The following is a 15827-nucleotide window of genomic DNA, read 5'->3' as shown; positions in this document are numbered from 1 at the left end:
TCATTATGCCTTTCTAAAAACATAATTCCCGCGGATTTTGCGCCATAGCCCGAACACATCGGTACGAGGGAAGATGGCGATCCGGCGGATCTGGAAAGGGTCCTGGTGCATGGCTTTGGGGCCGCTGTTGGTGGCGACGGCAAAGCGATAACCAGCATTTTTGGCCTGTTCCTTGGCACTCTCGTTCATATCCCCGTAAGGATAGGCAAACGACATCAACGGATAACCAAGCAGGGCCTCAAGCTGACGCTTATTTTCCTGAATTTCATGAACTTGCTGCTCTACAGACAGTTGGCTCAGGCGGGGATGGGTCAGGGTATGGCCCCCGATCTCCACATGGCCGCTGGCCGCCAGCGCCTTGATCTGCTCACCGTTCATCAGGGACACCCGGGTATCCGGGTTGGTCGTATGTTCCACATCCCAACGGTTATACCCTTCCCCCGTGACTACGTATACCACAGCTTTATAACCGTATTTTTCCAGCAGCGGCAACATGCGGGTCAGGTTGTCCTGATAGCCGTCATCGGCAGTGATCATCAGATACTTCTTGCCGTACTGCAGACGATGGATGAAGCCCTTGTCTGCCAAATCGCCAAACGTCAGAGTCTCATAGCCGAGCCACTTCATTAAACGAAGGTGCTTCTCGAACATGGTGATCGGCATCCAGGTACCGTGTACCCCCTTCTCGCTCTCATGCTCGATAAAGCGGTGATACATGATGACCGGCATCTCCCGGCGCAGGGTTTCGACCACTGCATCCTGGTAGATGGACTCCAGCCCGGAGACAACCCCCTGCAAGCCATACTCATCCTGGATACGCTGGCGGATCGCCTCCGGCACCGCCTTGCTGGCAAGCGCAGGGGCAATACTGGCTTTGAGGGCGACAAAATCGATCGCCAGATCCTTGGGGCCTATATCGCCGAAGTTGCTGGCGAGCGCCTCGGCCAGATTCTCTTCCGTCACCAGGCCGATGGCCTTGGCCTCGCCGATGGCAAACGCCGGGCGACCACACAGCAGGGCCTCCATCGCCACCCTGCCGGCACCGATCACCAGATCGCACTGCGCCATCAGAGCGGGGACATCGTCAACGTAACCGACGAAGTCGACCCGGTCACGAAAACGCGCGAAGCGCTCGGGCACCTGGCTGCCACTCACGACCCGCACCTGGCAGGCGTCCAGATCCAGCACCTCGTCCAGCAGACGATAACAGAGCTCCCCCTTGGGACCGCTCAGGCGACCAATGATGGCGATCACCGGCTTGTCATTGGCGGGCGCGGCGACGGGCTGAAATTTGTCGGTCTCGATGCCGTTGCGCAGCACCTGAACGATGGCGGGATCGACTCCCAGATTGTCGATGATCTGGCTGGCAATATCTTCGCACACCGCCACAGCCCGATAGCCGAGGGCATGGAAGGCCTTGCGGGAAGCATGCACCGGCTGGCGGCCATGCACAGTGGTGATCATGGGTGTACCGGTCAGCTTGCAAGCCACATAGCTGCTCCAGCCGGAGGCGCGAGAGTGGGCATGAACCAGCTGGATGTGATGCTTCTTGATGAGATAGATGAGGTAAAAAACGTGCCAGAAACGGCGCAGAATGCTGCGCTTGTTGAACCGCAGCTTGAATACCGGGCCCAACGTGGGCTTGGTCAGAGTATCTGACACATAGAAAACATTGTGACCACGCCGGGTGAGTTCGTTACCGACCGTGGTGGCATAGACCTCTGCGCCCGTTACTTCGAGCTGGGAGAGTGCCATCAAGATATTCATTGCGTGGTTACTCGTTGCAGAAAGGGAAAGTCAGCCCAGAAAAACCGGAAGCGGAGTAGAGTCCGCTTCCGGTTTCACTAACAGTATCAATATATTGCTATTACGCGTTATCTATTGAGCCAGGCCATGTAATCGGCCACCCCTTCGGCCACCGTCATGAACTCGGCGTCATAACCCACGCTGCGCAGCTTGGTCATATCGGCCTGGGTGAAACTCTGATAGCGGCCTTTCAGGTGATCCGGGAAGGGGATGTATTCGACAGACCCCTGTTGGTGATACTTGATCACCGCCTCTGCCACGTTCTGGAACGGCTCGGCGCGGCCGGTACCGCAGTTGAAAATGCCTGAGTGCTGCGGGTTCTGCCAGAACCACAGGTTCACTTTGCAGACGTCATCCACATAAATGAAGTCGCGCATCTGGCCGCCGTTCGGGAAACCATCGCAACCTTCAAACAGCTTGGGATTTTCACCCTTCTTCACCTGGGTGTTGAGGTGGAAGGCAACGGAAGCCATTGAACCCTTATGCTGCTCGCGCGGGCCATAGACGTTGAAGTACTTGAGGCCCACCACCTGTGAATTGATTTCCGGCATCAGGCGGCGCACGTACTGATCAAACAACTGCTTGGAGTAGCCATAGACGTTGAGCGGCTGTTCGAACCTGGGATCTTCGATGAAGTTGTCGTTGCGGCCACCGTAGGTAGCGGCGGAGGACGCATAGATGAAGGGAATTTCCCGCTCGATGCAGTAGTGGAACAGATCCTTGGAGTACTCGTAGTTGACCTCCATGATGAACTTGCCGTTCCACTCGGTAGTAGCAGAGCAGGCACCTTCGTGGAAGATCACCTCGATACCGTCATCCCATTCTTCAAACTCATCACCGGAGACGATCCGCGCCTGGAATTCGTCTTTGTCCATGTAGTCAGCGATGGTCAGGTCGACCAGGTTGACGAACTTGGTGCCGTCGGTCAGGTCGTCGATGACCACGATATCGGTCCGTCCTTGAGCGTTCAGCTGTTTGACCAGATTGCTGCCGATAAAGCCAGCACCGCCAGTTACTACGATCATGGAGTTTGCCTCGCGTACGTTGATGGCTACATGTGACTGCTTGTTAAAGCTGTGTATAGTGAGCCAATTTGAAATTGCCGAAAAGTTTATCATGGGCAGTCAGGGGATTCGACCACGTTCAGTCGACCCGGGCGAATCCCGCAGGAGAGAGGCGTGATGAAAACCAGAGACAGGATCATTCACAGCGCGACCGAGCTGTTCAACGATCAGGGTGAGCCCAACATCACCACCAACCACATTGCGGCACACATGGGCATCAGCCCGGGAAACCTCTATTACCACTTCCGCAATAAAGAAGACATCATCCACTCCATCTTCGATCAATATGCCCGCCACCTGAGTGAGAGCTTCGTCCCGGCGCGCAACCGCGAGATTACCCTGCAGGATTTGATGGGCTATCTGGATGCCATCTTCTACCTGATGTGGCAGTTCCGCTTCTTCTACGCCAACTTGCCGGACATCCTGAGCCGCGACGAGCCGCTGCAGCAGAAGTACCTCAAGGCCCAGGAGCAGATGCGTGCCTCCGTGGTCGCCCTGCTCAAAAGCCTGCGCGAGGGCGGCATCATAGACGTCAACGACGAGGATCTGCCGGATCTCGGTCAGACCATCAAGATGGTGGTCACCTGCTGGATCCCGTTCCAGATCGCCCAGGCCCCCAATACCCGCATCACCAAGCCCCTGCTTTATCAGGGCGTATTGAAGGTGCTGTTCCTGCTGCGTCCCTACGTACAGCCCCAGGTGGCTAACCAGATCCGTCAGCTGGAGCACCATTACCGCCAGCTGGCCCAACCAGCCAGGTGAGATCCTTTTCACATTTGTTGAAAATCAGCACAATCATTTGAATTACGCGCAACAAATTGCAGTAAAATGTTGCTCTCTGTTGATACGCAGCTGAAATAGCCAATAAGGATCGAGGATGTCTAACGGATTCTATCGTCACCTGACCGAGCAGCTCGACCAGGTCAAAACCGAGGGCCTGTACAAACAGGAACGCGTCATCACTTCCGCCCAGCAGGCAAGCATTGCCGTCGCAGGCGAACAGGTTCTGAACTTCTGTGCCAACAACTACCTTGGGCTGGCCAATCACCCGGACCTTATCGCGGCGGCCCATCAGGGGCTCGACAGCCACGGCTTCGGCATGGCCTCGGTGCGCTTCATCTGCGGCACCCAGGACCAGCACAAGGAGCTGGAGCAGAAGATGTCCGCCTTCCTCGGCACCGAGGACACCATCCTCTACTCCTCCTGCTTCGATGCCAACGGCGGCCTGTTCGAGACCCTGTTTGGCGCCGAAGATGCCATCATCTCCGACGCTCTCAACCACGCCTCCATTATCGATGGCGTACGCCTGTGCAAGGCCAAGCGCTATCGCTATGCCAACAACGACATGGCCGAGCTGGAAGCCCAGCTCAAGCAGGCCGACGCCGATGGCGCCCGCTTCAAACTGATCGCCACCGACGGTGTCTTCTCCATGGATGGCGTCATCGCCGATCTGAAATCCATCTGCGATCTGGCCGACAAATACGACGCCCTGGTGATGGTGGATGACTCCCACGCCGTCGGCTTCATCGGCGAGAACGGCCGCGGCACCCACGAATACTGTGGCGTCATGGATCGGGTAGACATCATCACCGGCACCCTGGGCAAGGCGCTTGGTGGCGCCTCCGGTGGCTATACCTCCGGCAAGAAAGAGGTGATCGACTGGTTGCGTCAGCGCTCCCGTCCCTACCTCTTCTCCAACTCCCTGGCCCCCTCCATCGTCGCGGCCACCATCAAGGTGATCGACATGCTGGCCGAAGGACATGACCTGCGCGCCCGCCTGAAGGAGAACAGCCAGTACTTCCGCGAGCGGATGAGCGCCGCCGGCTTTACTCTGGCCGGTGCCGATCACGCCATCATCCCGGTGATGCTGGGGGATGCCAAACTGGCGTCCGAGATGGCAAGTCGCATGCTGGCTGCCGGCATCTATGTGGTGGGTTTCTCCTTCCCCGTGGTCCCCAAAGGCCAGGCTCGCATCCGCACCCAGATGTCTGCCGCCCACACCCGCGAGCAGCTGGACAAGGCTATCGATGCCTTCATCCGCATCGGCCGCGAACTCGGCATCATCTGATTTGAACAAAAGGGGCCGAGCGCCCCTTTTTCTGTATTCATCGTGAAGGAACAAGCATGAAAGCCCTCTCCAAGCTCAAGAAAGAAGTCGGCATCTGGATGACGGACGTCCCGGCCCCCGAACTCGGCCATAACGATCTGCTGATCAAGATCCGCAAAACCGCCATCTGCGGCACCGATATCCACATCTACAACTGGGACGAATGGTCCCAGAAGACCATCCCGGTCCCCATGGTGGTCGGCCACGAATACGTAGGCGAAGTGGTCGCCGTGGGTCAGGAAGTGCGCGGCTTCGCGGTCGGCGACAGGGTCTCAGGTGAGGGTCACATCACCTGTGGTCACTGTCGCAACTGCCGTGCCGGTCGCACCCATCTTTGCCGCAACACCATAGGTGTCGGCGTCAACCGTCCCGGCTCTTTTGCCGAGTATCTGGTGATACCCGCTTTCAACGCCTTCAAGCTGCCGGACAACATCCCGGATGACCTGGCCGCCATCTTCGATCCGTTCGGCAATGCGGTGCACACCGCCCTCTCCTTCGACCTGGTGGGTGAGGACGTGCTCATCACCGGCGCCGGCCCTATCGGCATCATGGCGGCCGCCGTCTGCCGCCATGTCGGTGCCCGCCACGTGGTAATCACCGACGTCAACGAGTACCGACTCGAACTGGCTCGCAAGATGGGCGCGACCCGCGCCGTCAACGTGGCCAAGGAGCAGCTCTCCGATGTGATGAGCGAGCTCGGCATGACCGAGGGGTTCGACGTGGGGCTGGAGATGTCCGGCGTTCCCTCCGCCTTCCAGGACATGATCGACAAGATGAACCACGGCGGCAAAATCGCCATGCTCGGCATTCCGCCCTCCACCATGGCCATCGACTGGGGCAAGGTGATCTTCAAGGGCTTGTTCATCAAGGGGATCTACGGCCGCGAAATGTTCGAGACCTGGTACAAGATGGCGAGCCTCATCCAGTCCGGGCTGGATCTCTCCCCCATCATCACCCATCGCTTCCACATCGACGACTTCCAGCAAGGCTTCGATGCCATGCGGTCTGGCCAATCCGGCAAAGTGATCCTGAGCTGGGACAAATAAGCGTTTCTACGCCTGTGACCACGAAACCCGGCTCAATGCCGGGTTTTTTACGATCAGGGCTCCCTGACACGACCCGATACGGGCAAAACTTTGTACGCAGAGTGTTTAACACTTCACACACAAGCGTTTAAATGGCTGTAACTATTCGGTTATAATCCCGTCGTTTACAGGGATAATAAAAGACTGCTGGGAGTATATGAGCGTGTTGAAAAAACTGAGCTATTTGCTGGCTGTCGGGATGACGGCCGCCAGCTTGTCTGGTGCCGTACTGGCTGCCGATGAACTGTCACCGGAAGCGATTGCCGAGCGGATCAAACCGGTCGGTGAAGTCTATACCGCCAAGGACCTGGAAGGCATTGCCGGTGCGGGTGCAGCCCCGGCCGCGGCGGCCGCATCCGGCCCCCGTGATGGTGAAGCCGTCTACAAGGGCGCCTGCTTTGCCTGCCACGATACGGGCGCTGCCGGTGCCCCCAAACGCGGTGACAAAGCCGCTTGGGAACCCCGCGTTGCCCAGGGGATAGACACACTGAAGAAACATGCCATCGAAGGCTTCACCGGCAAATCCGGTATGATGCCGCCGAGAGGGACTTGCGCGAATTGTAGCGATGAAGAGATTGAAAACGCGATTCATTACATGACCGACAACCTCTAAGTATTTGAAAGGGCCGCAATTGCGGCCCTTTTAATCTCTCGGCTTCCGGCTACTCTTGTAGGGTAGATACCTCGGGAGTTGCTCATGTCGGCCCAATCCATCGAACCCCATTATTCGACTCCCTTGCTGGCGTTGGTTTCCACTATCATGGACTTCCCTGCGCCCCATACCGCCACGACCCAGGATTACGACGCCCTCATCCACCAGATCGACGAGCTTTGCCCACTGCAGCATTTTGGCATGCTGGGCCTCTCTGGCTCAGGCTTGCACTGGCTCTATGCCTACAAGATCAGCAACGCCTTCAAACAGCAGCTGGGGCGGGAGCAGTCCCGCATCACGGAACAGCTCACCCAGTTGGACGAAGTGGAAGGCTGGTGCGTATTCCCTATCGAACATGGCCAGGTGCAGTGGCTGCTGGCACGGGGCACCCCGGCCGATCTCCCGACTCTGCGTCTGTTGCTGGAGTGTCTGGCCAAGCGGTTGACCGAAACCCAGGCGGGCACCCACCTTGCCGAGCCTCCTTCCCCCCTGATCCGCAAGGATCCGAACTGGAAAAAAAAGATAGAGAGCATCAGCCGCATCATGCGACTGGCCAATACCCTACCCGGTCAGGCGCTCTTTTCCCAGCTGGAAGCCGTTTTGCGCCAAATGCTGGCCATCGATGACATGCTGCTGGTACGGCTCAACAACCACAAGCTGGAACGGATCTACCCCGCTCACCCTCACCAGAGTGACGCCTTCATCAGCGGACTGTGCCATGGCACCAGCAATATCGAGGTCAACCGGGAGTCACACTATTGGCACAGCATGCCGCTGCGGCTACAGCAACAATATTTCGCTCATTTCATCATCAGCACATCCCAGCCACTGGAGACAGACGACAAGCTGTTTCTCGATTTCCTTCGCGCTCAACTGACCCTGTTGCTGGAACTGAAGCGGATCCGTCAGCAGCTCCATGAAATCAATTCGGAAGAGTCCATCAACCAGCGGCTACAACAGCTGCGCCAAACCAACATAAGGCTGCAGAAGCAGCTCAAGCAGCATCAGGAGCTGGAACGGCGCCTGCAATTCGACGCCCTCCACGATCCGCTGACCCAGCTACCCAACCGGGCGCTGCTGATGAACCACCTCAACCACGCCATGACCCACTTCAATCGCTACAAGTCGCCGGGATTTTCCCTGATTTTCATCGATGTGGATCATTTCAAGCAGATCAACGACACCCTAGGCCATAGCGCGGGAGACATGTTGCTCAAGGAGATCAGCCGCCGCCTGCAGACCTGCATCCGGCAAAATGACATGGTGGCCAGGCTGGGGGGAGACGAGTTCGTCATCTATCTGGACAACAGCAGGCACGAAGATGACATCAGCCCGGTACTCAACCGCATCGTCAGCCGGCTCTCCTACCCGTTCCGGCTGATGGGCAACGAACTGGGCATCACCGTCAGCCTGGGAGTTTCAAGCGTATCCGAGCAGACCACGGACATCAGCCAGTTGCTCCATCAGGCCGATCTCGCCATGTATCAGGCCAAACGCAATGGTCGCAGCCGCATCGTCACCTACTCGGAAGAGTGCATCAGCCAGAATTGGAACTCGCCGGAAGAGATGTTGGCCAGGGCCCTGCGGGACGGGCGGATCGTACCCTATTTCCAGCCGGTGATCCGGTTGCAGGACAGCCGCCTGACCGGGCTGGAAGTGATGGCCCGCTGGCTGACCGAAGAGGGGGTTATCAAGGATGCCTTCGACTTCATCCCGCTGGCAGAGCAGTGCGGCCTGATCCTGGAGCTGGATTACCAAATCCTGCGCCACACCTGCCAACAGCTGAAAAACTGGCTGCCGTTGTCAGGGCAAGGCAAGTTCAAGGTGGCGATCAATCTCTCGGGCAAGCATCTGGTCAACCATGAGCACATCATGCGGTTGATGAAGATCATCGAGGAGGAAGGGATCTCCCACGGCTACCTCATCTTTGAATTCAATGAGCGGGAGCTGTCGCGGCAAGACTCGGACGCCCTGGCATCACTGCACGATCTGAGGGCCAAGGGAATCCAGATCAGCCTGGATGACTTCGGGACCGGCTTCTCCTCCCTCAACGCCCTGTTCCATTTCCCGGTGGATTACATCAAGGTGGATGACAGCTTCACCCAGCGCATGCTGCAATCCCCCAAGGATCTGGCCCTGATCCGCGCCATGAGGGATATCTGTCAGGATCTCGATTACACCATGGTAGTCGAGGGGATCGAGAACCAGCAGCAGTTGCAGAAGCTGATCGATATCGGCTGCCAGATGGGGCAAGGCCGCTATATATCTCCCCCCATGCCGGGAACGGACATCATCCCCTTGTTGACCCCGGACAGCCCGCAGGCCTAATCCTTCTTGAACATGGCCCTCAGGTTGGCCACTGCCATCTGTCCTTTCTGCTGGCGCTCCTCGGCGGTCACCTTCTTCTGGTTTTCCCACTCCAGATCATCCTGGGGCAATTCCAGCAGAAAGCGGCTCGGCTCCGGTCGCACCGACTCACCAAACTGGCGCCGCTCCTTGCAAAGGGTAAAAGTGAGTTCAGTCTGGGCCCGGGTGATGCCTACGTAGGCGAGACGCCGCTCCTCTTCCACGTTGTCCTCGTCGATACTGGTCTGGTGAGGCAGCAACCCCTCCTCCATGCCCACCATGTAGACATAGGGGAACTCCAGCCCCTTGGAGGCGTGCAATGTCATCAGCTGCACCTGATCCGCTTCGTCCTCCCCTTCGTTGCGCTCCATCATGTCGCGCAGGGTGAGACGGGTCACGACTTGAGCGAGTGTCATCGACTCTTCCAGCTCGTCCCCCTCCAGCATCTCGGTGATCCAGCGATAGAGAGTGGAAACATTCTGCATCCGCATCTCGGCCGCCTTGGGGCTGGGAGAGGTCTCGTAGAGCCACTCCTCGTAGTGGATCTCCTTGATCATGTCCCGCACGGCCTCCACCGGATTGCCACGCTGGGCCTGATCGCCGAGCCGCACCAACCAGTTGGTGAAGACCTGCAGCGCGGTGAGGCCACGCCCGGAGAGGTGTTGCTCCAGCCCCAGCTCGAAGCTGGCGGCAAACAGGCTCTTGCCGCGCTGATTGGCATATTGGCCCAGTTTCTCGAGCGTGGTGGGGCCTATCTCGCGGCGTGGCAGGTTCACCACCCGCAGGAAGGCGGTGTCCTCGTCCGGATTCACCAGCAACTTGAGGTAGGCCATGATGTCCTTGATCTCGGTGCGGGAGAAGAAGGAGGTGCCCCCCGAGATGCGATAGGGGATGCGGTTGGTCATCAGCGCCTTCTCGAAGATGCGCGACTGATGGTTGCCCCGGTAGAGGATGGCGTAATCCTTGAAGCGGGTGCGGTTCATGAACTTGTGGCCCATCAGCTCGGCGGCGATGCGCTCCGCCTCGTGCTCCTCGTTCTTGGCGAACAGCACCTTGAGCTTCACCCCCTCGTCCAGCTCGGAGAAGAGCGCCTTGTCGTAGACGTGGGGGTTATTGGCGATCAGGATGTTGGCGCACTTGAGGATGCGCCGCTTGGAACGGTAGTTCTGCTCCAGCTTGATGAGCCGCAGATTGGGGAAATCCTCGTTCAGCAGCACCAGGTTCTGCGGCTTGGCCCCGCGCCAGGAGTAGATGGACTGGTCATCATCCCCCACCACGGTGAAGCGGGCCCGCTCGCCGACAATCTGCTTCACCAGCTCGTACTGGCTGGTGTTTGTGTCCTGGTATTCGTCGACCAGCAGGTAGCGGATCTTGTTCTGCCAGCGCTCGCGCACCTCCTGGTTGCTCTTGAGCAGCAGGGTCGGCATCACGATGAGGTCGTCGAAATCCAGGGCGTTGTAGGCCACCATCTGGCGGTGATAACGCTCGTAGAGCTGGGCCATCAACACCTCTTCCGGCCCGCGGGCGATGCGCATGGCTCTGGCCGGCAGGATGAGGTCGTTCTTCCAGTTGGAGATCTGGCTGATGAGGGCCGAGAGCTTGTCCTTGTCGTTGTCGAGCTCCGCCTCGGTCAGCTCCTTGAGCAGCGCCAACTGATCGGTATCGTCGAACAGGGAAAAATTGGCCTTGAGGTTCAGGCTCTTGTGCTCGCGGCGAATTATCTCGAGCCCCAGGGTATGGAAGGTGGAGACCATCAGCCCCCGCGCCTCCTTGCGGCCAAGGGTCTGGCCGACCCGCTCCTTCATCTCTCGCGCCGCCTTGTTGGTAAAGGTGACCGCCGCTATGTTGCGCGCGTTGTAGCCGCACTGCTGCACCAGATAGGCAATCTTGTTGGTGATGACGCGGGTCTTGCCCGATCCGGCACCCGCCAGCACCAGGCAAGGGCCGGAGACATACTTGACCGCTTCGTTCTGATTGGGGTTGAGCTTCATGGGCCGGATCTCTTGGCTTATGATGAGGGGCGGCATTGTAACAGAAATCACCCGGCCAGCCCCATCGAGCAATAGCTCGCCAGATGCCTTGTGTTCGGCGACGGTTTTCAGGATCATGACCGACTTTTCGAGATGATGACCACTTTTCCAGACAGTGAGGGGAGCATGAACCAGCAACAGCACGACCGGCTGCGCAGCCAGTTTCCGGCTTTGGCGCAGGAGGTCAACGGCCACCCGCTGGTCTATCTGGACAACGCCGCCACCACCCAGAAGCCGCTGGCGGTGCTGGATGCGATCAATCACTACTATCGGGCCGACAACGCCAACGTGCACCGTGCCGCCCACGCGCTGAGCGGCCGGGCCACCCGGGCCTTCGAGGCCGCCCGCGAGACGGTTGCCCGCTTTATCAATGCGCCTCACAGTCACGAGGTGATCTGGACCCGTGGCACTACTGAAGCGATCAATCTGGTAGCCCAGAGCTGGGGGATGAGCGAGCTGAGGGCAGGGGATGAAGTCGTGCTCAGCACTCTGGAGCATCACGCCAATATCGTCCCCTGGCAGCTGGTCGCCCAGCGTACCGGCGCCGTCATCCGGGTCATCCCCCTCAATGAACGGGGCGATCTCGACATGGCTGCCTATCTGGCCATGCTGGGACCACGTACCCGGCTGGTGAGCGTGGCTCACGTCTCCAATGCCCTCGGTACCGTCAATCCAGTTGAGCAGATAGTGGCGGCCGCCAAGGCGGTCGGTGCCTTGACCCTGATCGACGGTGCCCAGGCTGTGGCTCACCTAGAGGTAGATGTGCAGGCCATCGGCTGCGACTTCTACGCTTTCTCCGGCCACAAGCTCTACGGCCCGACCGGCATCGGCGTGCTGTGGGGGCGCACTGCACTGCTGGAGCGGATGCCGCCCTGGCAGGCCGGCGGCGAGATGATCGACAGAGTCAGCTTCAGCGGCACTACCTTCAATACCCTGCCCTTCAAGTTCGAGGCGGGCACTCCCCATATCGCCGGCGCCATCGGCCTTGCCGCCGCCATCGACTTTCTGATGGAGCAAGACCGGGGGTTGCTGGCCAGCCATGAAGCGGTGCTGACCGACTATCTGGTCGCCGGCCTGCGGCAGGTGCCGGGGCTGCATCTGGTCGGCGAACCCGGTCAGCGTGCCGGCGCGGTCTCCTTTCTGCTAACGGATATCCACCCGCAGGATGCCGCCACCCTGCTCGATATGCAGGGGATCGCCCTGCGAGTCGGCCACCACTGCGCCATGCCGTTGATGGACTCGCTCGGTATCGGCGGTACTATGCGTGCCTCGCTGGCCTGCTACAACAACCGGGACGATGTGGACGCCCTGCTGGCCGCCCTGCACAAGTTAAGCGACTTCTTTTAAGGCAGACAATTTCATGAGTAGCCTCGCAACCTATACCCAGATCGGCCTGGAACCCAACGCCGACACTATCCGCCAGCAATTTGCCGCCACCCATGGCTGGGAGAACCAGTACCGACTTATCATCCAGCTAGGCAAGCTGTTACCCGCCTTGCCAACAGAGTGGCAACAGGAAGAGAACCGCCTGAAAGGGTGTGAGAGCCAGGCCTGGCTAAAGGGAGAAGTGGGTGAGGACGGCAACTGGCACTTTGCCTGCGATTCCGACGCCCGCATCGTACGCGGTCTGATCGTCATCGTACTGGCGGCGCTCAATCATCAGACTGCCGATGCTATCCAGGCTTTTGATATGGATGCCTATTTCAGCGAGCTCGGGCTCGAGAAACACCTGAGCCCGTCGCGGGGCAACGGGCTCAGGGCAATAGTGTTGGCGATCCGGCAACAAGCCGTCTAACCCGCCTTGTTCAGTGGTCGATTAGGCTTCGCCAATCGACCCTACTTCTTCATTTCTAGCTTCTTTCTCGGCGCGGGCCCCGCGCTCGGCAATCTTCTTCAACACCCGGGACGCGGCCACCAGACCGAAGGTCGCCGTCACCGGCGTCACGGCACCAAAGCCGGAGGCGCAATCCATCTTCATGTTGCCATCGCTGGCCGCCTTGGCCTGACAGGTGCCACCATGGCCGTCCGGGTAGCTCAACTGCTCGGTAGAGAAGACACACTCCACCCCGAACTTGCGCGCCGGATTCTTGCTGAAGTTGTGCAGCCGGCGCAGGTCGGAGCGCACCTTGGCGGCCAGCGGATCCTGAATGGTCTTGGCCAGATCGGCCACGGTGATCTGGGTGGGGTCCATCTGCCCGCCTGCACCACCCGCCACTACCACCGGGATCTTGTTGCGCTTGCAGAAGGCAATCAGCGCCACCTTGGCCTTGACCGAGTCGATGGCATCCACCACATAGTCAAACTCCCGTTTGATGTGCTCAGCCAGGTTGTCGGCGGTGACGAAGTCATCCACCTCCATCACCTCGCAATCCGGGTTGATGGCACGAATGCGCTCGGCCATCACCTCCGTCTTGAGGCGACCAACCGTGCCCTGCATGGCGTGGATCTGGCGGTTGGTGTTGGTGATGCAGATGTCGTCCATGTCGATCAGGGTGATCTGGTTGATGCCGGCACGGGCCAGCGCCTCTGCCGCCCAGGAGCCAACGCCGCCGATCCCGACCACACAGACTTTCGCCTGGCTGAAGGAGCGCAGCGCACTCTGACCATAAAGACGAGCAATGCCCCCGAATCGCTGTAGATACTCTGCTTTCATACCACCACCTTGCTTGAGGGCGGCCATTATAGCGACAACCATGGGCGGCGGCGAATTTCAGATGAGCGTGAATCGGGATGAAACAACGAAATCGGGCTAACTGAGATGAGATAGAGAGATCGTAGAGACGAAAAAAAGCCCAGTCAATCGACTGGGCTTCTTGTTAGTGGCGGAGCGGACGGGACTCGAACCCGCGACCCCCGGCGTGACAGGCCGGTATTCTAACCGACTGAACTACCGCTCCGCATTCGGTTAGCTTTCGCTAAAGCTGTTGCTGCTTATTCTGAGGTGTCATCCTCGCAGCCGGTCATGTGTTTCTCACATCACCGTTTAATTGGATGCCTGGCAGTGTCCTACTCTCGCATGGCGAATGCCACACTACCATCGGCGCTACCGCGTTTCACTTCTGAGTTCGGCATGGGATCAGGTGGTTCCACGGCGCTATGGCCGCCAGGCAAATTCTTCAATCTTGGAAAGCTGGCGTGAATAACGACCTGGTCGCTATCACTGAATTCGTAGTTCGTTCATTCGCTACAAGGCCAGAAACACTTCTTGGGTGTTGTATGGTTAAGCCTCACGGGTAATTAGTACGGGTTAGCTCAATGCATCGCTGCACTTACACACCCCGCCTATCAACGTTGTGGTCTCCAACGGCCCTTCAGGACCCTCAAGGGGTCAGGGATGACTCATCTCAGGGCTCGCTTCCCGCTTAGATGCTTTCAGCGGTTATCGATTCCGAACTTAGCTACCGGGCAGTGCCACTGGCGTGACAACCCGAACACCAGAGGTTCGTTCACTCCGGTCCTCTCGTACTAGGAGCAACTCCCTTCAATCATCCAACGCCCACGGCAGATAGGGACCGAACTGTCTCACGACGTTCTGAACCCAGCTCGCGTACCACTTTAAATGGCGAACAGCCATACCCTTGGGACCGACTTCAGCCCCAGGATGTGATGAGCCGACATCGAGGTGCCAAACACCGCCGTCGATATGAACTCTTGGGCGGTATCAGCCTGTTATCCCCGGAGTACCTTTTATCCGTTGAGCGATGGCCCTTCCATTCAGAACCACCGGATCACTATGACCTACTTTCGTACCTGCTCGACCTGTCCGTCTCGCAGTTAAGCTGGCTTATGCCATTGCACTAACCTCCTGATGTCCGACCAGGATTAGCCAACCTTCGTGCTCCTCCGTTACTCTTTGGGAGGAGACCGCCCCAGTCAAACTACCCACCAGGCACTGTCCGCGACCCCGATTCAGGGGCCTGCGTTAGAACATCAAACATACAAGGGTGGTATTTCAAGGACGGCTCCAGCGCAACTGGCGTCACGCCTTCAAAGCCTCCCACCTATCCTACACATGTAGGTTCAATGTTCAGTGCCAAGCTGTAGTAAAGGTTCACGGGGTCTTTCCGTCTAGCCGCGGGTACACCGCATCTTCACGGCGAATTCGATTTCACTGAGTCTCGGGTGGAGACAGCATGGCCATGGTTACACCATTCGTGCAGGTCGGAACTTACCCGACAAGGAATTTCGCTACCTTAGGACCGTTATAGTTACGGCCGCCGTTTACCGGGGCTTCGATCAAGAGCTTCGCTTGCGCTAACCCCATCAATTAACCTTCCGGCACCGGGCAGGTGTCACACCCTATACGTCCACTTTCGTGTTTGCAGAGTGCTGTGTTTTTGATAAACAGTCCCAGCCATCTGGTCACTGCGACTCCCGTCAGCTCCATCCGCAAGGGACTTCACCAACAAGAGCGTACCTTCTCCCGAAGTTACGGTACTATTTTGCCTAGTTCCTTCACCCGAGTTCTCTCAAGCGCCTTGGTATTCTCTACCCGACCACCTGTGTCGGTTTGGGGTACGATGACTTGTAATCTGAAGCTTAGAGGCTTTTCCTGGAAGCAGGGCATCAATGGCTTCCACACCGTAGTGCGTTCGTCTCGTGTCTCAGCGTTGCACCTCCGGATTTACCTAAAGGTACCGCCTACGCACTTTCACCAGGACAACCGTCGCCTGGCCCACCTAGCCTTCTCCGTCCCCCCATCGCAATTACAAGTCGTGCAGGAATATTAACCTGCTT

The 15827-nt window shown here is 58.4% G+C and carries 11 protein-coding genes, 1 tRNA gene and 2 rRNA genes (1 of these 14 cut by a window edge); 7 read left to right on the top strand and 7 right to left on the bottom strand.

The window, feature by feature from the left end:
* Nucleotides 1-3: 3 nt before the first annotated feature.
* Together LA321_RS06925 and rfaD are read right to left on the bottom strand one after the other, a co-directional pair.
* A complete protein-coding gene (locus tag LA321_RS06925) occupies nt 4-1767 on the bottom strand; it encodes a polysaccharide deacetylase family protein (RefSeq protein ID WP_042072445.1) in 1764 nt (587 codons plus the stop codon).
* 107 nt (nt 1768-1874) lie between these two features.
* Complete coding sequence (rfaD, locus tag LA321_RS06920) at nt 1875-2831, bottom strand: ADP-glyceromanno-heptose 6-epimerase (protein ID WP_042027023.1); 957 nt, start codon at nt 2829-2831, stop codon at nt 1875-1877.
* A 156-nt stretch (nt 2832-2987) separates the two neighbouring features.
* Here rfaD and LA321_RS06915 point away from each other — a divergent pair, with 156 nt between their 5' ends.
* The 5 genes from LA321_RS06915 to LA321_RS06895 all read left to right on the top strand — a co-directional run bounded on the left by LA321_RS06915 (nt 2988) and on the right by LA321_RS06895 (nt 9042).
* The gene (locus LA321_RS06915; RefSeq protein WP_026456568.1) at nt 2988-3632 is read left to right on the top strand and encodes a TetR/AcrR family transcriptional regulator; all 645 of its coding nucleotides are present in this window, start codon (nt 2988-2990) and stop codon (nt 3630-3632) included.
* A gap of 115 nt (nt 3633-3747) precedes the next feature.
* The gene (locus tag LA321_RS06910; protein WP_042072443.1) at nt 3748-4938 is read left to right on the top strand and encodes a glycine C-acetyltransferase; all 1191 of its coding nucleotides are present in this window, start codon (nt 3748-3750) and stop codon (nt 4936-4938) included.
* Nucleotides 4939-4994: 56 nt separating this feature from the next.
* The gene (tdh, locus tag LA321_RS06905) at nt 4995-6023 is read left to right on the top strand and encodes an L-threonine 3-dehydrogenase (protein ID WP_042027022.1); all 1029 of its coding nucleotides are present in this window, start codon (nt 4995-4997) and stop codon (nt 6021-6023) included.
* Nucleotides 6024-6219: 196 nt separating this feature from the next.
* On the top strand, nt 6220-6675 hold the full coding sequence (locus LA321_RS06900) for a c-type cytochrome (protein ID WP_026458477.1): 456 nt from the start codon (nt 6220-6222) through the stop codon (nt 6673-6675).
* An 84-nt stretch (nt 6676-6759) separates the two neighbouring features.
* A complete protein-coding gene (locus LA321_RS06895) occupies nt 6760-9042 on the top strand; it encodes a putative bifunctional diguanylate cyclase/phosphodiesterase (RefSeq protein ID WP_042072439.1) in 2283 nt (760 codons plus the stop codon).
* Here the strand turns inward: LA321_RS06895 and rep are convergent.
* The gene (gene rep / locus LA321_RS06890) at nt 9039-11051 is read right to left on the bottom strand and encodes a DNA helicase Rep (protein WP_042072437.1); all 2013 of its coding nucleotides are present in this window, start codon (nt 11049-11051) and stop codon (nt 9039-9041) included. The two genes, LA321_RS06895 and rep, sit on opposite strands and share 4 nt — an antisense overlap.
* Before the next feature lie 165 nt (nt 11052-11216).
* Between rep and LA321_RS06885 the strand changes: the two genes are divergently transcribed.
* Together LA321_RS06885 and LA321_RS06880 are read left to right on the top strand one after the other, a co-directional pair.
* Nucleotides 11217-12437: an aminotransferase class V-fold PLP-dependent enzyme gene (locus LA321_RS06885; RefSeq protein WP_042072436.1), complete on the top strand. Its 1221-nt coding sequence runs from the start codon at nt 11217-11219 to the stop codon at nt 12435-12437.
* 13 nt (nt 12438-12450) lie between these two features.
* A complete protein-coding gene (locus LA321_RS06880; RefSeq protein WP_042072435.1) occupies nt 12451-12885 on the top strand; it encodes a SufE family protein in 435 nt (144 codons plus the stop codon).
* A gap of 21 nt (nt 12886-12906) precedes the next feature.
* Here LA321_RS06880 and tcdA read toward each other — a convergent pair whose 3' ends face one another.
* From tcdA to LA321_RS06860, 4 genes are all read right to left on the bottom strand, one after another.
* On the bottom strand, nt 12907-13743 hold the full coding sequence (gene tcdA / locus LA321_RS06875; protein ID WP_042072484.1) for a tRNA cyclic N6-threonylcarbamoyladenosine(37) synthase TcdA: 837 nt from the start codon (nt 13741-13743) through the stop codon (nt 12907-12909).
* Nucleotides 13744-13910: 167 nt separating this feature from the next.
* Nucleotides 13911-13987: transfer RNA gene (locus tag LA321_RS06870), tRNA-Asp, on the bottom strand.
* A 96-nt stretch (nt 13988-14083) separates the two neighbouring features.
* Nucleotides 14084-14198, bottom strand: a 5S ribosomal RNA gene (gene rrf, locus LA321_RS06865).
* Nucleotides 14199-14306: 108 nt separating this feature from the next.
* A 23S ribosomal RNA gene (locus LA321_RS06860) occupies nt 14307-15827 on the bottom strand (it continues 1368 nt past the right edge of the window).

Origin of the sequence: Aeromonas enteropelogenes (genome assembly GCF_020097295.1) — a bacterium.
Taxonomy (GTDB): Bacteria; Pseudomonadota; Gammaproteobacteria; order Enterobacterales; family Aeromonadaceae; genus Aeromonas; species Aeromonas enteropelogenes.
This window is presented reverse-complemented; position numbering and strand designations above follow the sequence as displayed.